18 protein-coding genes are annotated in these 17,906 nt (G+C 70.9%); 7 read left to right on the top strand and 11 right to left on the bottom strand.

Annotation, left to right across the window (positions count from 1 at the left end; translation table 11 throughout):
- The first annotated feature begins 163 nt into the window (after positions 1–163).
- Positions 164–712 carry an FHA domain-containing protein gene (locus ACIRL2_RS27635; protein WP_395868822.1) on the top strand — a complete coding sequence of 183 codons (549 nt, stop codon included), beginning with the start codon at positions 164–166 and terminating at the stop codon, positions 710–712.
- Positions 713–1,003: 291 nt separating this feature from the next.
- On the opposite strand, the gene ACIRL2_RS27640 is transcribed toward ACIRL2_RS27635, so the two are convergent.
- Positions 1,004–1,930, bottom strand: coding sequence for an NADP-dependent oxidoreductase (locus ACIRL2_RS27640; RefSeq protein WP_402235370.1), 927 nt, complete (start codon positions 1,928–1,930; stop codon positions 1,004–1,006).
- 183 nt (positions 1,931–2,113) lie between these two features.
- Positions 2,114–3,007: an NADP-dependent oxidoreductase gene (locus tag ACIRL2_RS27645; RefSeq protein WP_402235372.1), complete on the bottom strand. Its 894-nt coding sequence runs from the start codon at positions 3,005–3,007 to the stop codon at positions 2,114–2,116.
- A gap of 71 nt (positions 3,008–3,078) precedes the next feature.
- On the opposite strand from ACIRL2_RS27645, the gene ACIRL2_RS27650 reads away from it, so the two are divergent.
- The 3 genes from ACIRL2_RS27650 to ACIRL2_RS27660 all read left to right on the top strand — a co-directional run bounded on the left by ACIRL2_RS27650 (position 3,079) and on the right by ACIRL2_RS27660 (position 4,923).
- Entirely contained in the window at positions 3,079–3,648 is a 570-nt protein-coding gene (locus ACIRL2_RS27650) for a TetR/AcrR family transcriptional regulator (RefSeq protein ID WP_395868816.1), read from the top strand.
- Positions 3,649–4,036: 388 nt separating this feature from the next.
- Positions 4,037–4,501, top strand: coding sequence for a hypothetical protein (locus ACIRL2_RS27655; RefSeq protein ID WP_402235721.1), 465 nt, complete (start codon positions 4,037–4,039; stop codon positions 4,499–4,501).
- Positions 4,498–4,923, top strand: coding sequence for a hypothetical protein (locus tag ACIRL2_RS27660; RefSeq protein WP_395868814.1), 426 nt, complete (start codon positions 4,498–4,500; stop codon positions 4,921–4,923). Before ACIRL2_RS27655 ends, ACIRL2_RS27660 begins: the two co-directional genes overlap by 4 nt.
- Before the next feature lie 343 nt (positions 4,924–5,266).
- Here the strand turns inward: ACIRL2_RS27660 and ACIRL2_RS27665 are convergent, their stop codons facing one another.
- The 9 genes from ACIRL2_RS27665 to ACIRL2_RS27705 all read right to left on the bottom strand — a co-directional run bounded on the left by ACIRL2_RS27665 (position 5,267) and on the right by ACIRL2_RS27705 (position 13,273).
- The gene (locus ACIRL2_RS27665; RefSeq protein ID WP_402235375.1) at positions 5,267–6,595 is read right to left on the bottom strand and encodes a cation:proton antiporter; all 1,329 of its coding nucleotides are present in this window, start codon (positions 6,593–6,595) and stop codon (positions 5,267–5,269) included.
- A 367-nt stretch (positions 6,596–6,962) separates the two neighbouring features.
- Complete coding sequence (locus tag ACIRL2_RS27670) at positions 6,963–7,208, bottom strand: hypothetical protein (RefSeq protein WP_395868808.1); 246 nt, start codon at positions 7,206–7,208, stop codon at positions 6,963–6,965.
- Between the two features lie 135 nt (positions 7,209–7,343).
- Entirely contained in the window at positions 7,344–8,414 is a 1,071-nt protein-coding gene (locus ACIRL2_RS27675; RefSeq protein ID WP_402235377.1) for a hypothetical protein, read from the bottom strand.
- A gap of 297 nt (positions 8,415–8,711) precedes the next feature.
- Positions 8,712–9,449 (bottom strand): phosphotransferase family protein, encoded by a 738-nt coding sequence (locus ACIRL2_RS27680; protein WP_395868804.1) that lies wholly within the window; start codon positions 9,447–9,449, stop codon positions 8,712–8,714.
- A gap of 279 nt (positions 9,450–9,728) precedes the next feature.
- Positions 9,729–10,457: a polysaccharide deacetylase family protein gene (locus tag ACIRL2_RS27685; protein WP_402235381.1), complete on the bottom strand. Its 729-nt coding sequence runs from the start codon at positions 10,455–10,457 to the stop codon at positions 9,729–9,731.
- A 149-nt stretch (positions 10,458–10,606) separates the two neighbouring features.
- On the bottom strand, positions 10,607–10,759 hold the full coding sequence (locus ACIRL2_RS27690) for a hypothetical protein (RefSeq protein ID WP_331772491.1): 153 nt from the start codon (positions 10,757–10,759) through the stop codon (positions 10,607–10,609).
- Positions 10,760–10,761: 2 nt separating this feature from the next.
- Positions 10,762–12,057 (bottom strand): glycosyltransferase, encoded by a 1,296-nt coding sequence (locus ACIRL2_RS27695; RefSeq protein WP_395868800.1) that lies wholly within the window; start codon positions 12,055–12,057, stop codon positions 10,762–10,764.
- 641 nt (positions 12,058–12,698) lie between these two features.
- The gene (locus ACIRL2_RS27700; protein ID WP_402235385.1) at positions 12,699–13,046 is read right to left on the bottom strand and encodes a hypothetical protein; all 348 of its coding nucleotides are present in this window, start codon (positions 13,044–13,046) and stop codon (positions 12,699–12,701) included.
- 95 nt (positions 13,047–13,141) lie between these two features.
- Positions 13,142–13,273 (bottom strand): hypothetical protein, encoded by a 132-nt coding sequence (locus ACIRL2_RS27705; RefSeq protein ID WP_402235387.1) that lies wholly within the window; start codon positions 13,271–13,273, stop codon positions 13,142–13,144.
- A gap of 430 nt (positions 13,274–13,703) precedes the next feature.
- On the opposite strand from ACIRL2_RS27705, the gene ACIRL2_RS27710 reads away from it, so the two are divergent.
- Genes ACIRL2_RS27710 through ACIRL2_RS27720 form a run of 3 tightly spaced genes read left to right on the top strand, consistent with a single transcriptional unit; the run spans position 13,704 to position 17,589 of the window.
- Entirely contained in the window at positions 13,704–15,683 is a 1,980-nt protein-coding gene (locus ACIRL2_RS27710) for a LodA/GoxA family CTQ-dependent oxidase (protein ID WP_402235389.1), read from the top strand.
- Positions 15,680–16,873 carry an FAD-dependent monooxygenase gene (locus ACIRL2_RS27715; protein WP_402235392.1) on the top strand — a complete coding sequence of 398 codons (1,194 nt, stop codon included), beginning with the start codon at positions 15,680–15,682 and terminating at the stop codon, positions 16,871–16,873. Before ACIRL2_RS27710 ends, ACIRL2_RS27715 begins: the two co-directional genes overlap by 4 nt.
- Positions 16,870–17,589 (top strand): hypothetical protein, encoded by a 720-nt coding sequence (locus tag ACIRL2_RS27720; protein ID WP_395868793.1) that lies wholly within the window; start codon positions 16,870–16,872, stop codon positions 17,587–17,589. The genes ACIRL2_RS27715 and ACIRL2_RS27720 overlap by 4 nt, the downstream gene beginning before the upstream one ends.
- The last annotated feature ends 317 nt before the right edge of the window (positions 17,590–17,906 follow it).

The raw sequence follows: 17,906 nt of genomic DNA on the forward strand, positions 1-17,906 counted from the left end.
CAGGGCGCAGGATGAAACGGAGCAAGAGTGTGATTGCCGGACCGGGCCCGGGTGTTCGTCTTACTATCCGGCCGCCACCACCGGCTGGACGGTCCGAGGTTTGCGACAGGGTTGCGACACGCGGGTATGGACACGGTCGTCGAGCGCCGGCGAAAATCTCCCCATGTCGTCGCGTGAGTTCCAGCTGATCCGATTGTCGGAGGCCGAGCGAGAACGCGCGTTGGGCGTGCTGCGCGACGGCGCCGGATCGGGGCGGCTGTCACACGAAACGTTCATGCACCGCATGCTGATCGTGCTCAATGCCCGCAACCGCGTCGAAGTCGACGAGATGATCGCGGATTTGCCCGCGGACGACCCGTGGTTGCGGAGACTGCTGCGCCGCGCGGCGACGCGGCTGAACGCCCTCGTGTCCGGGGCGCCGCGGGTCTCCCGCACGGTGGAGACGCGCGCGCCCGGACTGCGACTGCCGGATCCGGGTTCGGCTGCCATGCAGATCGGACGCAGCCACCGCGCCGATCTTCGCCTCGCGCACGATTCCGTCTCGCGCAGGCATGCGCGATTGTGTGTACGGGACGACGGTTGGGTCCTGGAGGACCTGGGTTCGATGAACGGTACGCACGTCAACGGGCTGCGCATCATGGGCCCGGTGTCCGTGCGGCCGGGTGATCATGTGCAGTTCGGAGTCGTGAGCTACCGTCTGTCGGCCGGATAGCGAACTACCGGGGATTACCGCCGGCTGATCCACGGGCGCGGAGGCCGCGACGACGCCGAGTCGCTCGACCGATGACGCGTCCAGGCCGACAACGTCTCGTGCTCGCCTGCGTCAACACGAGCGCGTAGTGCGGTGTCCGTGCGGGTGGTTTCCCACCGATCGCCTCGTCGTCGGGTCCGGTGAGCCGGACCGTGCCGACAGGTCCCGGCCGGGAGAGGAACTTCGTGGGCCGGCGGTCGGGACCCGGTCGCCAGGTGGTAGGGAGCGAGTGCGACCGGGCCCAACGGCTGTTCAGGGCACGGTGATGACGATCTTGCCGCGCGCGTGGCCGGTGGCGCTGACGTCGTGGGCCGTGGCGGCCTCCTTCAGCGGGAACACCGCGTGCAGCGGGACGGTGAGGCGGCCGCGGTCGGCGAGATCGGCCGCCAGTGGTAGCCCTGCCCAGCCCGGCGACTCCCCTGCTTCGGAGCGGGAGAAGCGCACGCCGTGTCGGTCGGCGTCGAAGTCCGCGATGGTCACCACGCGGTGCGGGTCGCCGGTGATGGCCACCAGATCGGCAAGAGAGCCCTTACCGGCCGCGTCCAGAACCACGTCGATGCCGCGCGGAGCCAGGGGGGCAAGGCGATCGGCCAGCCCCGCCCCGTAGGTGACCGGTACGACGCCGAGTCGGTCGAGGAAGCCGTGGTTGCCTTGGCTCGCGGTGCCGATCACGGTGAGGCCGCGGGCCTGGGCGAGTTGCGCGGTGAGGGTGCCGACGCCTCCGGCGGCACCCTCGATCAGCAGGGTCATGCCCTCCGCGGCTTCCAGCGCCTCCAGTACGCGCGTGGCGGTGTCGATGTTGCCCGCGGCGCCGCCCGCTTCCTCGAAAGACCACGACCTGGGCTTCGGCGCCCATGCTTCCAGCACGGCGTACTGGGCCGCGGCGCCTCCTTTGTCCACGAAGGGGACGAGGCCGAAGACCTCGTCGCCCACGGCGGTGCCGGTCACTCCCTCTCCCACCTCGTCGACCATTCCGGCCGCATCCATGCCGGGGATGTGGGGGAAGTCCAGGCCGGCGATGTCCCGCAGCATCCCTGAACGCAGGTACCAGTCAACCGGGGTGACGCCGGTGGCACGGACCTCGATACGGACCTGACCGGGCCCGGCATGCGGCTCTTCGACCTCCTCCAGGCACAGGACCTCGGAACCGCCGTAGCGGTGGTATTGCACCGCAAACACGGGCAACCTCCTTATGAATAGCGGTCGTTCGGCAGGAGAGCCGCCGGCCGCCCACTTCTGCGGCACTGTCGCCTCCCGCTTGGGAGTGGGGTGTGGGCGACGTCGGCGGAGCCGTATCGCTGGGGCGCTCTCCGGGATGAGGCCGGGCAGCTTGCCGGGCCGTGCTACCGGGCGGGAAACGGCTCAGACGACGATGACCCGGCGCCCCCGACTGTGACCGGTTCGGCTGTCGATGTGCGCCGCCGCGGCCTCGGCGAGCGTGTACGACTTCTCGACCGGAATGTGGAGCCTTCCCCGCGAGATGAGGTCGATGGCCTCGGCGAGCGCGTCCGGCACGCTCCCGGCGACGCCGGAGAATCGCACGCCGAACTCCGGCGCGTCGAGGTCGGCGATGGAGATCACCTTTTGCGGGTCCCCGATCAGCTCGACCAGCTCGCGGATCACGCCCGAGCCGGACAGATCGAGGGCTGCGTCGACACGGCCGAGCTGCCGCACCCGCTCGACCCAGCCCTCGCCGTACGTCGTGGCGAGGGCGCCCAGGCCGCGCAGATAGTCCTGGTTCGCGGCCCCGGCCGTGCCGATCACCGTGATGCCGCGGTCCCGGGCGATCTGTAGCACCGCCGAGCCGACTCCCCCGGACGCGCCGCAGGCCAGCAGCGTCTGCCCGGGCTGCACGCCGACCTCGCGGATGATGCGCAGCGCGGTCTCCACCACGGAGGGGTACCCGGCGGCCTCTTCGAACGTGAGGCCCTCGGGCATCCGCGCCCAGGCCGACAACACGGCGAACTCGGCGTAGGTGCTGGAGCCTTCGCCGAACACGTGGTCGCCGACCTCGACTCCTTCGACGCCCTCGCCGACCTCGTCCACGACGCCGGAGGCGTCCAGCCCGACGCCGGAGGGCAACACGGTCGGATGGGCGCCGAGGATCTGCCCCTCACGGATCCGCCAGTCGACGGGGTTGACACCCGCCGCCCGTACGGCGATGCGTATGCGGCCGGGGCCCGCGTGGGGCTCCTCGGCGTCGATGAGTTGCAGTACGTCCGGACCGCCGAACTCGGCGAAGCTCACTTTCTTCATGCGGCCGACCGTAGCACTAACGGTTATGGTTTTGAAACTGTTACTCCTTTGGATTTGATAGTGTCAGCGGCATGACCGTGCCGACCGGACGCCGCGAACGCAAGAAGGCCGCCACCCGCCAGAAGATCGCCGACACCGCCCTGCGGCTCTTCCTGGAACGCGGATACGACGCGGTGGGCATCCGCGATGTGGCCGCCGAGGCGGACGTGGCCGTCACCACGCTCTTCTCCCACTTCGCCTCCAAAGAGGCCCTGGTGTTCGAGCAGGACGACAACTTCGAACAACGCCTCACGCAGGCGGTCACCAACCGCGCACCGCACGAACCGCTCATCCCCGCACTGCGCCGCGAGATCCGGGCCATGGTCCGGCACTGCACGGGTGCCGGCACCGCCCCGATCTACCGCATGATCGACGAGTCACGTGCCCTGCGGGAGTACGAGGAGTCGATGCGCTTGCGCCATGCGGACTCGCTGGCCACGGCCCTCGCCGCCGATCCCGACCTGTCACAGAGCACGACGGCCTGCCGAACGATCGCGAGGTTCGTGGTCGACGCCTATTCGCTGGCCCGGGAGGCGGCCGACCCGCAGGCCGCCGTGGACGAGATCTTCCGGATGATCGAGGCGGCCTGGGAGGTCACCTGACCTCCTGCGTGCAGCCCAAGGGTCGCCGACGGCCGCGGTCGAGGGCGTGCGTCCTCGTCATCGGAGTCCGGGGAGGAAGCGGTGACGGAGGAGGCCGAATCCGGCGACGGACGATCGTCTCGCGTTCGGCGCGTATCGCCCGCCCCGAAAGGATCGCTGCCCACACCGACGCGGGAGAACGATGCAGACGAACGGGGGACCGCGCCGCCGGGCCGGCGGCGGTGTCGGCCGCGAGCCGCACGGGTGACGTTCGCCCACGCCGCGGTGGAGGCCGGTCGGGTACCCGCGGTTGTCGCCGCCGGACGCGGGGCGACCCCGGCGCCCGAGCCCCGGCCGCGTGGGTGGCCGACGACGGTTTGTGAATGCGGCGCGCGGGCAACGGGTGGACATGTTTTCAGGGATCCTGCGGGGTGCCGCTGCGGGCGCGGCCGGCACGACCGCCCTCGATGCGGTCACCTACGCCGACATGGCCGGCCGGGTGCGCCCGGCCAGTGAGACGCCACAGCGCACGATCGCCACCATCGCGCGCCGAATCGGGCACCCCGTCGAAGGCGACTCCGACACGCGCGTGAACCGATTGACCGGGCTCGGTGCGCTGTCGGGCATCGTGACCGGCGTCGGCGTCGGCGCCGCTTTCGGCCTGCTGCGCGGCATCGGCCTACGACCGCCGATCTGGGCGGGTTCGCTGCTCGTGGGCGCCGTCGCGATGATCGCCGCCAACGGCCCGATGGCCGGGCTGCGGGTGTCGGACCCGCGTGCGTGGTCGAGGACCGACTGGCTCGCCGATATCGTGCCGCACGTCGCGTACGGCTTCACGACATACGCGGCGCTCGCGATGATGGACTCCAAGTGAGTGCCCTCGTAAGGGCCTTCCTGGTGGGCGCGGCCAGCGGCGGCCGAAGCCAGGCCGGGGTCACGGCCGTTCGCTTGACCACCCGCGGCGCGGGCAGGCTTTCCCGGCTCGCGGTCGGCTCGGCCGCGATCGGCGAACTCGTCGCGGACAAGCGCTCCGACGCCCCGTCGCGACTGAGCCTGCCGGGCCTGGCTCCGCGTGTTTTGCTGGGAGCGACGGCTGCCGCGATGTTGGCCCGTCGTACGCGCGGTGGGGTGACTCTCGCGGCCCTCGTGGGAGCGGGTGCCTCGGTGGGCGGCGCCGTCCTGGGCGCAGCATGGCGCGAAGCGGCCACGAATACCGGAATTCCCGCACTGCCGGCGGCGGTCGGCGAGGACGTCCTGTGCTACGCCCTCGCGTTCACGGCGTGCGCCGGCTCGTAACGGCCCCATCCGAGGGCAGCCATCCGAAGAGCGAGCACCGGACCCCGCACCAGCACCGGCGGAAACCCCGGCGGCGCGAACCCGGGCGCGCCGATCGCGCGGTGTACCCGCGAGGTGGCCACCGGCGCGCGGCCGGGCGTGCCGGTGGAAGGCGTGCTCGGGGGGAGTACGGCACCGTGATGTCGTGCGCCGACCACCGCGCGCCGGCCGACTGCGTGATCACATCGCCGCTGTTCACCGCGGCGGACGCCCCCGAACCGACCCGGCCGGCCGTATTGTCGCCGTGTGCAACGGCACCGGGGGCTCCGGGCCCCGTGGTGTCGTCCCCCGCAGTCGGGTTCACCTACTCGGCGGGCTCGGGGGCTTGGTGGGAGCCGGCACCTGGAACGGTGGGAGCCGAATCGGTTGGGGTGGACGCGAACGGGATGTCCGCGTCGGTCGGAACCCGGTTGTCGAACCAGGTCATGACCGGAGAAGCGGTGATCCCGTGCGTGACGACGGAGATGACCACGACCAGGCCGGTGGTGGCCCAGATCAGGTCCGCCCGGGCGAACTCCGCTTCGGCAAGCGCGTACGACACGTAGTAGAACGAGCCGATGCCGCGGATGCCGAAGAACGCGATCACGCCCCGCTCGGATCGGGCCAGTGAGGATCCCGCGAGGGCGACCAGGCCGGTCACCGGGCGGACGACGAAGACCACGGCCGCCGCGAGGGCCACCGCCTGCCACGTGAGTGGCCCGAGCAGACCGCCGACGATCGCGCCGCCGAACAGCAGGAGGATGCCGACGGTGAGCAGGCGTTCGATCTGTTCGATGAAGTCGTGCAGCACGGTGTGGTAGCCGCTCGCCCGCTCGGAGGCCCGGATCGTGCACGCGCACACGAACACCGCGACGAAGCCGTAGCCGCCCGCGACCTCGGTGACGCCATAGGAAAGGAACGTCGCGGCAAGCGCGACGAAGCCTTCCGCGTGCTCGGCCAGCCGCAGCGACCGAGCGCGCGGACGGAAGCTCAGGCGGCCGATGAGCCAACCGGTACCCAGGCCGAGGGCGAGCCCGGCGGTGAGCTTGTACGCCACGTCGACTGCCAGCCAGTGGCCCATCCAGGCGCCCGGAGCCGCGCCTACCGTGGCCATGGCGATGGCCGCGTAGACGAACGGGAAGGCGAGTCCGTCGTTGAGCCCTGCCTCGGAGGTGAGTGTGAAGCGCACGTCGTCCTCGGAATCCTCCTCTTCACTGGGCTCGCCCACTTGCACGTCCGAGGCCAGCACGGGATCGGTGGGCGCGAGTGCGGCGCCGATCAGCAGGGCTCCGGCCGGGGCCAGGCCCAGGGCCCACCAGCCGAGCAGCGCGATGGACAGGATCCCCAACGGCATGGCGATCAGCAGCAGACGCCCCGTCGACGACCACCGGTTCCGGCCGAACGGTCGATCGAGTTTGAGGCCCGCGCCCATCAGCGCCACGACCACGCCGAGCTCGGTGACGTGCGCGGTCAGGGTCGGATCCGCCAAGGGGTCCGGATCCGGCAGCGGCGAAGGCACCACGAATACGAGCATTCCGAGCAGGAGAAAGGCGATCGGCAGGGACAGCGGGCGCCGCGCCACGAGCCGGGGCATCACCCCGGCCAAGAGCGCTCCGATACCTATGACCGCATACGACAAATCCATGGGATCCATCGCCGGCACCTACCCCGAACGCGAACACACGCACGTACGCGCCTATGTACGGCTCGGTTCCCGTGCGTGGTCGCCGGGGCGAACCGGTATGTACGGCAGGGGGATGCTGCCGCGCCGAGCCAGGGCGTGGGCGTTGTCGGGGTCGGAGCGCAGCACCCGCGTGTAGCCTCGGTCGCCCTCGGCGAACCGGCCGCCTTGAAGTGCAGATCGGAGTCGGCGAGGGTGTTCCGCGAGAGCGGGAGCGGGGGCTGTGCGTCGGCCGCGCCGGCCGGAGCCGCACCGAGTACCGGCACCGCCGCGGCGGTGCCGGCGATCAGGCCGGCCCCAACGCAGGAACGCGTGGCGTCGCGGAGGCGTGCGGGCTGTGTTAGGCGTCGGCGATCTGCGCGGACCAGCCGTCCTCGAGTTCGGCGCCGTCCACGGTGATGGCCTCGACCGTTCTGGTGACCGGATCGATGTCGGCTTGTACGTCGTCACCCGCGTAGCGTGGATGGCCGGTTGCTCCCTTCTCTCCGGTGGCACGGACCGTCGCCGACCGCACGGCCGGCCCCCGGGCCGTCGGCGGCATGTCCTGCACGTTGTACGGATAGATCAGCACCTCGAAGGTCTCCATCCCGCGCGTGTACCCGGACCCGCGACGTCGACGCATGCCGAGCCCGACGACCGGCACGGCCCGGATGAGGCCGCCCGCGTGCGCCGACCACACCCCCGCCGACGCTGCGTGGACGGACCCACCGACGCCCACCGGTCAGATTTTCGGCAACTTCCCGACCACTGCGGCGGCGAGTTCGACGGCGGTGTCGCAGAGGCTCTCCTTGAGGCGTGGCCCCGACACCTTGAGCTCGACCACCTCGGCGACGGGAAGCTCGCGAACGTTCACGTACGTTCGGTGTTCCACCTTGACGACGCAGTAGGCGTCGTCCCCGTCCCCGGGGCTCACGAAAGCCTTTCTGTCGCCCAGTCGCCTCGGCAGGCCGTCTTGCGCGGTCAGTGGCACGTTCTGGTCGAACCGGACCTCGACACCGCCGTTGTCGACGGTGCTGCGCCGGCGGCAGCTCCAGTTCGCGAATCCGGCGTCCGGCTCCGAGGGGTCGATGCCCGAAAGCGTGTCCAGGGTGGCGGGATCGAGCATCGCGCAGGCGTCGAGTCGGGCCAGCGACTCCTTGGCCGATGCGGAGGGGCGCCTCGGGATCGGGCCGCGTTCCATGACGGGGATCGCGCGGGCGGTGGTGATGTCGGCTATCGCGCACAGGTCGGCCGGACGGGATCCCAACTGCTTGGCGACGATCGCGAGTTGTCTGTCCGCCCCCAGACGCACGAGCTGCGTGCACTCGCGTTTGCCGCTGTTGGGTTCCAGGACGACGGTGAAACCGCCGACTCGTCGGGTGTGCGTGTTGGACCCGAGTTCCTGGCCCCCGGCGGAGAAGTCGACCTTGACGTCGGCGATCCGGCCGGCGTCGGGAGCATCGACGAGAAGATCGCATCTGTCGAACCCGCCGTAGGCGGGGTCCAGGACGACCGTGCCGTAGGCGGACAACGAGGTCGGCTCGAGGAGCGCGCAGGGGTCTGCCGAGCGAGGGTCGCCGATGGCGTTCGGTTCCGGCCGCGACGGTGACGCCGGCGTCATGATCGAGGAGACCACCCCGATCACCATCGCCACCACCGCCGCGCCCAGAACCGACAGGATCGGGCCGCGCCGGCGCAGGAACCACTCCCTCGGTCCCCGCCCCGGCGATCGCACGGACGCGGCGGGGTCTTCCGGGTGGTCGACCGGCAACGAGCACACGATCGGTGTCCCGTCGTCGACGGTGACCGTCACCGAGCGGGCGTCGCCGGCAGCCGAGCCGGCACCTCCACTTGGCCCACCGGGGTCACCCGCGGATGCGGTCGAACGCTCCGGCCCGAACTCGGGGTGGAACGCCTCGACACGGTTGTGTGCGACCGGGCCCGGTCGGCCGGCTTTCGAGGAGCCGGCGACGAACGTTGGGACGATCCCTCGGTGTTCGCCGCCGCGGGTCGCGGTCTCGACGATGCCGCGCGGGTTGGGGTTGTCCGGGGCGAGGGCCGTGATTCCGCGCCGGGTCATGTCGGCGGTAGCGGTCGGCCTCGCGCAGCTTCACATCCGGGATCTCAGCACGTCGACCTCGCAGCCCGGCGCGGACGGGTCGAAGCCGTGCTCGACCAGCCAGCGGATCGCGAGCAGGCTTCGCAGCGACCACCACGCGCGGATCACGTCGAGGTCGACGTCGGTGCCGTAGCCGGCGACGACGTCGCCGAGGTGCTCCTCGTGTCCGAGCGTCAGGGTGGCGAGGTCGTACAGGGCATCGCCCCGGCTCGCCTCGGACCAGTCGATGACGCCGGTGATCTCGTCACCGTCGACGAAGACGTGGGCGACCTGCAGGTCGCCGTGCGTGAACACCGGTGTCCACGGCCGGAGCGCGGCCTCGGCGACCCGGCGGTTGCGCGTGACCAGGTCGGCGGGAAGGACGCCGTTGGTGAGGAGCCACTCGCATTCGCGGTCGAGGTGCGACGCGATTTCCTCGAGGCTGCGACCGGGCCATGGCGGCAGCGGCGCGTCGTGCAGCATCCGTACGGCGGCACCCGCCGCGACCCACGCCGCGGACGACGCGGTCGACGGCTCGCCGAGGCGGCCCAGTGCCGTTCCCGGGACCGCGGCGAGCGCGAGCACGGGCGGCTTGCGCCACAGGACTTCGGGGGTCCGTATCGGCGCCGCAGCCATCGCCTCGACCTCGACGTCGGTGCGCGTGCGATCCGCGTCGATCTTCAGGAACACGTCGCCGACGCGCAGGGTCGCGCGCTCGTGATGGGCCACGACGACCTCGACCTCGTCCATGTCGACCATTATCGCGGCGGGGGTACGACCGGGATGCGTTCGCGCGTGTTCGACGGCGAGGAGGCGGTCGAGCCGGTGGCCGGCCGGAACCGGAAGGGCGGCGGTGCTCCAAGCGGTGGGTGGCCGCCCGGCGCCGTGCAACGGTACGAGCGCGGGACTTTCGCCACCGTGATTACGAACGCGGAGGCAGGCCGTACCCCGATATCCGGGAGGGGCGTTCACCGAATTCGGCGCGGGCCGATCCTGGTTGCGCGGCCGGCGCCGAACTCGGCGGTGGTGTCACCAGTGCGCGGCGGTCGCGTAGTAGGTGGCGCCGGGCCATGCCTGGACCGGTGTCGTCGACGGCACGATCCTGCCCGCGCACAGTCCGCGCTCGGCCAGCCCGTCGACGATGCGCGGGATCGCGGCGAGGGTGCTTTGGTAGCCCTCGTGCAGCAGGATGATGCCGCCCGGGCCGACCTGGAGGGCGTTGGCCACGATGTCGTCGGTGGAGATGCCGTTGTAGTCGAACGAGTCGGTGGTCCACAGCACCTCGGTCATGCCGAGTGTGGTCGCGTCCTGGCGGATTCCCGCGTTGGTCCGGCCGTACGGCGGGCGGAACAGCGTCGGTGCGTGGCCGGTCTGGGACTGGAGGATCTGGTTCGTACCCAGGAGTTCGTTGAACGCGTCGGGCTCGCCCAGGTCGTCCAGGAAGGGGTGGGAGAAGGAGTGGTTGCCGATCCAGTGGCCGCCGGCGGCGATCTGCGCGACGTACTGCGGGTAGTCCAGGGCGTGGGCCCCGGTCAGGAAGAAGGTCGCCTTGACCCAACCGGCGTCGTTCAGTGCCTGGACGTAGGCGGGGGTCAGGGTCGAGGGGCCGTCGTCGAACGAGATCGCCGCATAGCCGGCGGAGCATGGGGCGGGGGGCGCGGGATCGGCGTGCGCGGCCGTCGTCGGGCCCAGGATCAGACCCGCCACCGCGACCATCGCCCCGGCCGCCCACGCGCGCACTCGCACGCTGGACTTCATCTCGGACTTCCTTTCGAAGATTCGACATCATCACGAACCCGGCCACCATCGAAGGATGGTGGCCCTGCGGTCGGCCGCCCGCCGCCGGGTGCGGCCGGGAACGGTTTACCGGTTGCCCCCGGGGCGGAAGGCCGACCGCAGGTCGAACGTCAGCGAGTGCGCGCGGGCAGGATCCGCTTGAGCGCGAGGCCCGCACTGAACAGCGTGAACGCTGCCACGAGCGCCCACATGACGTTCGCGCCGGTCGCGGCCAGAGCGCCTCCGGCGCCGGCTGCGGCCGCTCCCGTACTTGCGTGATACATGGTCACCATTTCCTTTCTTTTCTTCGGATCGCGTCCCAGAACGCCTGAGCCTGGGCCGCTTGCAGGTAGAGGTCGAAGGCCATCTCGACCACGATGAGCGCGCCGAGTACCACTTGCAGTGGTCCGCGTTTGCGGACGCTCACGGCGCGTTCCACGGAGAAGATCAAAGTCACCACCATCCACACGGGCTGAATACGCACGTGTCCGGTGAGGACGAGGGACAGCAGCAGCGAACCGAGATAGATCACGATGATCAGCAAGCCGATCAACGAGAGCACCTGTCGTCCCCAGTAGGTGCGGGTGATGTGTGTCCACCCGTAGTCGGTCAGGTTCTCCAAGGCGCCGCGCTTCCAGCGCAGTCGCTGTTTGAACAGGTCCGACCAGGTGCCCATGACCTCGGTCATCAGCGTGCACTTGGGCGGGCAGACGATACGCAGACCCAGGTGCAGGATGCCCAGCGTGAGTTCGTTGTCCTCGGTGAGCACGCGGGTGTCGTACACGTGCGCCGCGCCGGGAAGTTCACCGGTGGCCCGGGCCGCGACGACCTCCTGGAGGGTCAGCGCGCGAAAGAGTGTGGCCGTCCCGGTGAGTACGAGGGCTTTGCCCTGAAGCCGCTCGACATCACGGACATAGCGGGCGTACTCGTTGCGTTGCAGCATGCCGACGAAACCCCCGCCCGGCTTGCCGGTGAACGTGCCGCCGACCGCTCCGAACTCGCCGGTCGCCAGCCGCTCCAGGCCGTGGCTGAGGAACTCCGGTCCGAGGGTGGAATCGGCGTCCATCACCAGGATCGCGTCGGCCGGTCCGAGGTTCGGCAGGATGTGATCGATGACCTGATTGAGGCCGCCGGCCTTCTTGTGCTTGTTGTCGACGGTCTCGTAGACCTGCACACCCATGCCGCGGGCGATCTCGACGGTCCGGTCGGTGCAGTTGTCCGCGATGACGATGATCGTCTCCGGCGGTCGACGCTGACCGTACAGGGACTGGATGGTCTCGCCGATCTGCGCTTCCTCGTTGTGCGCGGGCACCAGTGCGGTGATACGCATCGAGAGCACGTCCACGGCCGGCAGCGAACGACGACGCCGGCGCTTGGTCCTGAGCCGGAACGGCTCGGCCTTGCGCGCCCGGTGTCGCCGGGGACGCTCTCCGGTGGGAGTCGGCGCGAAGGTCGGGACCGGGCGCGGCTCATCGCGAATCGGCGCCAGGATCTCCGTCGGGTGGTCCGCCGCAATCGGCTGTTCGGCACGTCCTCGGTGCCGCCCGCCGGGCACGCCGCTCGCGTACCCCATGTTGTTCATCTCGCCGTCGCGCTCCCGATCGAATCATGGCGAATGGAAGAAATCGCTCAGGAGCGCACGCGCGAATCCCGAAGCCGTGACCGGCGTTCGGGCAGCACGAAAGGCCGACGAGCATCAGCTCGCCGAGAAGCGAATCAACCGTTCCCCCCGGGGTCCCCACCCAGGATGACCAAGAATGGGGTATCGAAAGGATCTTGTACAACACAAAGATCCAATTGTGAGCACAAGCACAGACAAACCCCGAGATCCCAACAGATAGTTGCCTGCCGCCGTACGGCCGCGAGCCCCGGGCAATCGCACCGCCCCGAGGGCTTCGGCGGGTCGGATATCCTCACTGACCCTGACATATCGGGTGCCTCAAGCCACCCGGCCACCCGCCTCGGCGAACTGCGACGCGCCGGCGCCGTCTTCCGGCACCCGCGCCACCACGTGCCCGGCGTGGAGGAGTGCCTGCCCCTGTCGATGGAGGCCGCGTGTGCCGCCGCCGGCGAGACGCGTCCGCACCGTCGAACCGATGGCTTGCCACGCGGACTTCGACCGCCACCGCTATCGTCACGCACCCCGCCGCCGCCGCCCGCCCGCCGCGACCGGCGCGTACGGCCGTGACGCCGGCGAGGAACAGGTATGGCGGGAGACCGCCGTCAGCCGCCGAGCGACTGGGCCGGTACAGGTGCGGCGATCGGCGGGGGCGGTGATGCTCGCTCGGTGTCGCCTGACGGCAGGGGCGGCTGGGTATCGCGTTTGCGTAGCAGGAGTCCGCCGGTCAGCAGTGCCGCAGCGGCCCACGCGGCGGTCACGCCGAGGCCGGCCCAGGGGCGGATGGGCAGGCTGCCGGAATCGGTGGTGCTCTGGACGCCCAGCCCCGCGCTCATCGGCGCGATGCTCACGAGCAGGCGCTGCCAGCCCGGGTCGCCCCTGGTCCGGGCGATGATCGGGACGATGTGCAGCAGGCCGAGGACGCCCCCGATGCCGGCGGCCGAGTCGCGCACGGCGGTGCCGACACCGAAACCCTGCGCTCGACGCCGTCGCCCAAGCTCACCACGCCACCCTCGCCACCAGCGCACGCCCCGAAGGGGCCTGGCCATCACCGTGCTGTTCGCACCGCCATCCGGCCCAACTTCCCCTTGAGGTAGTCATGCAGCCGCCACCGGCCCTTGAGGTAGTTGTACAGCCGCCACCGGGGCCCGGCCTGCGCGGACGCAGGCCCGGCGGCCACGGCGATGGAGGTTGTGCGTCCGAGGGAAGCGCGGGCGCCACCGATGGCGGTGTTCCCGCGACACACGATTGCGCGTGAGCCGTACCGCGCACACCTACGACCCTCCTGATGGGCGACTTTCGAATACTCGACCGGCCCGGTCGGACCGCCGCGCCGCACTCTCGTGCACCGGCCGCCCGTCGACACGGCGGGTGCGCGCCATCCGGGTGAAGTACACGAACAGCCTTCACTCGAAAGGGATGGATCGTACGCGAGCTGTCAATCTGAATGATGTGCCGCCCTCTCCCGGCCGACCGTGGGCGCGCTCCCGGCCCGCGAACTGCCGCATCCAGCCCGGCCCGCCGCCTCGTCACCCGCTCACCCGGTCACCCACCGGTGCGCCACGACGACCCTGCGACCTTCACCATCTCGGAAGGAACCCGCAACCACCATGAGTAACGACATCGCCTACGCGAAGATCCACCCCGCGATCGGAGTGGCCCGGGTGGGCAACAGCACCCGCGACGACGGCTGGTACTACGGCCCCGAGACACCGGACCCGGATCCGATGCCGGCCGGCTCCCTCAAGGACGACACCGGTGCCTTCAAGCGCCAGGCGGCCCGTTTCCGCCTCTACGGCTACGACAGCGCCGGCAACGTCGTACGCGAACTGACGGCCACCGACGCCGGAGTCGCGATCGAGTGGGGCGTCCACGTCGCGAACCAGAAGGCCGCCTGGTACGAGTTCAGCCTCGCCCTCGACATCCCCGACATGCAGGGCCACAGCACGCCGAGGCGCAACAAGGGCATCGATCGTCGCAGCCTGGTCATCGATCCCGGCCGCAAGACCCTGCGCGCCGGCACCGGCCAGAGCGTGGAGTTCACCGGCGGCGCGTTCCAGGGCATCGCCGTCCCGCTGGGCCGGATGCACACCGACGAGCGCGGCCGGCTCGTGGTGCTCGGCGGCTCCGGCCGGTCCGGCGCGAAGAACAACGAGGAACTGCACTCGTTCGGCAACAACGACGGCTGGTACGACGACATCTCGGACGGCCCGGTCACCGCCACGCTCACCCTGGACGGCCGCCCCATCGAGGTCAAGCCCGCCTGGGTCGTGGTGGGCCCGCCCAACTACGCACCGGATATCAAGACCGTGCGCACCGTCTACGACCTGCTCCTCGACGTCTTCGTCAACAAGGGCAAACTGCCCCGCCCCGTCCAGGTGTCCTTCAAACAGCACATCGAGCCCCTCCTGCGGCGCTTCGGCGACCTGCAGTGGGTCAACAAGGGCTTCGCCACCCACTTCGGATTCGCCGGCCCGGAGGACTTCACCACCACCGAGGTGCTGCGGCGCCTCTCCAAGCCGGGCAACACCTACCGCGAGCTGCGCCGCCAGGTGTACACCGCCATGCGCAACTACGAGCGGGACGGACTCGCGCCGATGACCTGGCCGTGGTTCTACGGCGACGGCATGGCCAGCCGCCCCAAGTCACCGCGGCAGTACATGACCCTGTCGGCCCTCCAGATGGACATGCTGCTCAAGTGGTCCAACGGCGAATTCGTCGACACCCCCTGGAGCGGCTTCCCCAGCCACCTGGAGAAGGCATCCCTCGCCGATCAGCCCGGGCTCCTGGACCGCGCCGCTCTCGACTTCTGCCTCGCCGACGCCTTCCACCCCGGCTGCGAGATCACCTGGCCGATTCGGCACGCGACGATGTTCGCCGAACCGTTCCGCATCCTGCACCGCGCCGAGGGACAGGCGGAGCCCGACTACGGCGCGGAACTCACTCCCGAGAAGGCGCTGGCCGCCGACGGCCCGCTACACGCGCAGGGCCCGGGCGGCCTGACCCGGTGGATGGCCATCCCCTGGCAGACGGACACCGCCAGTTGCCGCTCGGGCTACGAGTCCACCGCCGGCCTGGGCCCCCGGTACGACCCTCACCTGCCGACCTTCTGGCCCGCCCGGGTGCCCAACCACGTGCTGACCGAGCGCGACTTCCGGATCGTGAACAAGGAGGGCGGCCCGACCCCCTCGGAGGACGAGCGCGAGGCGGCGTTCAACAATCGGGCCTCCTGGCTGCGCGGTCTGCACGGCACCTACAAGGAGCAGTTGAAGCAGGCCGCCGCGGAGTGGCACCACTTCGGCGTGGTGGAGACCCGCCGCTACACCGTCGGCGACAACAAGTACCCGCAACACGTCCAGGTCGAGTCCGTGCCCGGCTTCGCCCTCGAAGGGGTGCCGGACGAGCGGAATCTGGTCACCCTGCATGTACCGCAGACCGCTGCCGCCGACGCCCAGGGTGCGGCGCTGTCCGCCCTCGCCGAGCACATCGGCCTCGCCCCCGAGAACATCACCGTCGGCTACATCGACAAGCTCGACCCCTTCGGGGAGGACGCCGCCAACGGCGCCGGCCGCCACGAGAGCCGTTCGTGACGGTGGACCACACCGATCGTCCGGCGGCCACCGCGACCGTGTACGACGTGGTGGTCGCCGGCGGCGGCCCGGCGGGCGCCGCCGCCGCCCTGGCACTGGGCCGCGCGGGCCGCACCGTCCTGCTCGCGGACGCCGCCACCGGACCGCCGCCCGTCGGCGAGGCGCTACCGGCCGCCGCCCGGGTCCTGCTTCGCGACCTCGGCACGCAGGACGTCCTCGACGAACGCCACCATCTGCCCTGCTACGCGAACCTGTCGGCCTGGGGCTCGGACGACCTCGCCGCCCAGGACACCATCCTGGACCCGCACGGCCACGGCTGGCACCTCGACCGCGGCCGCTTCGATCGGGAACTGCGCGAGCGCGCCCGCCTCCTCGGCAGCGAAGTGGCCGACCACACCACGGCCCGGCCCGCCGGCCGCTCCGGCGACGGCACTTGGAGCGTTGAGCTGCGCGGCCCCGGCCGGCGCCGCACCGTGCGCTGCCGCTGGTTGGTCGACGCCACCGGCCGCCGAGCGGGCCTGGCCACCGCGGCCGGCGCCCGCCGGGTGGTCCACGACCGGCTGGTCGCGCTCTGCCTGACCCTGCCCCCATCGACCACGCCCACCCCCGACGCCTCGACCCTCGTGGAGGCATCGCCGGACGGCTGGTGGTACACGGCGCTGCTGCCCGCCGGCCACCGGCTGCTCGCCCGGTACACCGACGCGGACCTGCCGGGCGCCCGGACGGGCGATACCGGCCTGCTCACCGACGTGGCCCGCACCCGCCACACCGGCGCCCGGGTGTCCGCGCACCCGTGGCCGGCCGCCGCCGTACGGCGCGCGCCCGCCCACACCGTCCGCCTGGACGCCGTCCACGGCGACGGCTGGGTCGCCGCCGGCGACGCCGCCGCCGCCTTCGACCCGCTGTCGTCGCAGGGCATCATCACCGCCCTGTACACCGGCATGCGGGCCGGCCAGGCGGTCCACGACCACCTCGGCGGCGACCGCACCGCCCTCACCCGCTACGCCGCCGAACTCGACACGATCACCGGCGTCCACCTGCGCAACCGGCGCACCTTCTACGGCCTCGAACACCGATGGCCCCGGCACGCCTTCTGGCACCGCCGCCACACCGCCGGCCCGACGGATCCCGTCGACGGCCGAGCGAACACCCGACCCGATCCGATCCCACCCCCAGGAGTGCCCGCATGACCACCACCGACGTCATCTCCGTGTCCGACGCCGACGCCGCCCCCCGCCACGGCCACCGGTTCCTGCTCATCGGCACCGGGACGATCTTCGCCTACCACCTCGCGCTCTACCGTGTCCCCGTCCACGCCTTCCAGATGATCAACAAGTTCGGCCTGGACGGGGGCCTGCGGAAGAAGTACCTCGACGACCTCGCGAACCACGAGGACCAGCGGGTGTACTACTCCCTGTTCTCCGAGGGCCATTGGCCTCTCAAGGAGATCGTCGACGGCACCCGCGACTCGCTGCCCGTGGAACTCGAGCGGGTGACCGTGGACAGCTCCGGCAATCGCACCTTCACCAAGATCCTCGACGAGACCACCGCCACCTGCCGCAAGCAGGACGTCGTCCACTACAAGCCGCTCGACGCCACCGGCTACCCCGAAAACCTCACCTACCTCGCCTTCGGCGAGGGATCCGAGATCCACCTGGCCCACCAGCTCGCCGCCTCGCCGAACTGGGACGAGGTCATCACCACCACGCAGCCCGCAGGGTTCCAGCAGAGCGACCTCGACCACGCCGCCGCCGTCACCATCCCCGCCATCAAGGACCCGAAAGGCGTGGTCAACACGAGCCCCCTGGTCAAGGGCAAGCCCTACGAGGGCCTGATCGGGACCCGCGAGGTCACCTTCACCGCCGGGCGCCAAGGCTGGTGGAACCACACCAGCCTCAACACGTAACAACGAACATCGAGCGCCGCAGCGCCCGTTCGGCTCGTCGTCGCGCATGGCGGGCTGCCGGGTCGTCGGCGACTTGGTGGCGGCTCGCCATGTCGTCGCCGTAGAACCACCGACCTCCGACGCGGCCCCGCCGGCGAAAACCGACGGGGCCGCGTCGGTCCACCCTCCGCCTTCGCGGCCGCGCGTATGGCCGGTTCCCGGCCCGGCCAAGCCGCGCGTTCGCGTCCCCCGGGACGGGACGTCTTGACCCCGCCCAGCTGACGTATCGATCCCGCCCGGCTGCGGTCTCCCGGCCCGGCGCCTCCACACAGGGCTTC

This window comes from Embleya sp. NPDC127516 (assembly GCF_044765325.1).
Classification (GTDB): domain Bacteria; phylum Actinomycetota; class Actinomycetes; order Streptomycetales; family Streptomycetaceae; genus Embleya.

What these genes read in the sequence shown, in the direction of transcription:
- ACIRL2_RS27645 (WP_402235372.1), bottom strand. Translation starts at nt 3,007, where the DNA reads ATGAAGAAAGTGAGCTTCGCCGAGTTCGGCGGTCCGGACGTACTGCAA.
- ACIRL2_RS27695 (WP_395868800.1), bottom strand. Translation starts at nt 12,057, where the DNA reads ATGAACAACATGGGGTACGCGAGCGGCGTGCCCGGCGGGCGGCACCGA.
- ACIRL2_RS27665 (WP_402235375.1), bottom strand. Translation starts at nt 6,595, where the DNA reads ATGGATCCCATGGATTTGTCGTATGCGGTCATAGGTATCGGAGCGCTC.
- ACIRL2_RS27685 (WP_402235381.1), bottom strand. Translation starts at nt 10,457, where the DNA reads ATGAAGTCCAGCGTGCGAGTGCGCGCGTGGGCGGCCGGGGCGATGGTC.
- ACIRL2_RS27690 (WP_331772491.1), bottom strand. Translation starts at nt 10,759, where the DNA reads ATGTATCACGCAAGTACGGGAGCGGCCGCAGCCGGCGCCGGAGGCGCT.
- ACIRL2_RS27635 (WP_395868822.1), top strand. Translation starts at nt 164, where the DNA reads ATGTCGTCGCGTGAGTTCCAGCTGATCCGATTGTCGGAGGCCGAGCGA.
- ACIRL2_RS27655 (WP_402235721.1), top strand. Translation starts at nt 4,037, where the DNA reads ATGTTTTCAGGGATCCTGCGGGGTGCCGCTGCGGGCGCGGCCGGCACG.
- ACIRL2_RS27720 (WP_395868793.1), top strand. Translation starts at nt 16,870, where the DNA reads ATGACCACCACCGACGTCATCTCCGTGTCCGACGCCGACGCCGCCCCC.
- ACIRL2_RS27710 (WP_402235389.1), top strand. Translation starts at nt 13,704, where the DNA reads ATGAGTAACGACATCGCCTACGCGAAGATCCACCCCGCGATCGGAGTG.
- ACIRL2_RS27650 (WP_395868816.1), top strand. Translation starts at nt 3,079, where the DNA reads ATGACCGTGCCGACCGGACGCCGCGAACGCAAGAAGGCCGCCACCCGC.
- ACIRL2_RS27680 (WP_395868804.1), bottom strand. Translation starts at nt 9,449, where the DNA reads ATGGACGAGGTCGAGGTCGTCGTGGCCCATCACGAGCGCGCGACCCTG.
- ACIRL2_RS27670 (WP_395868808.1), bottom strand. Translation starts at nt 7,208, where the DNA reads ATGGAGACCTTCGAGGTGCTGATCTATCCGTACAACGTGCAGGACATG.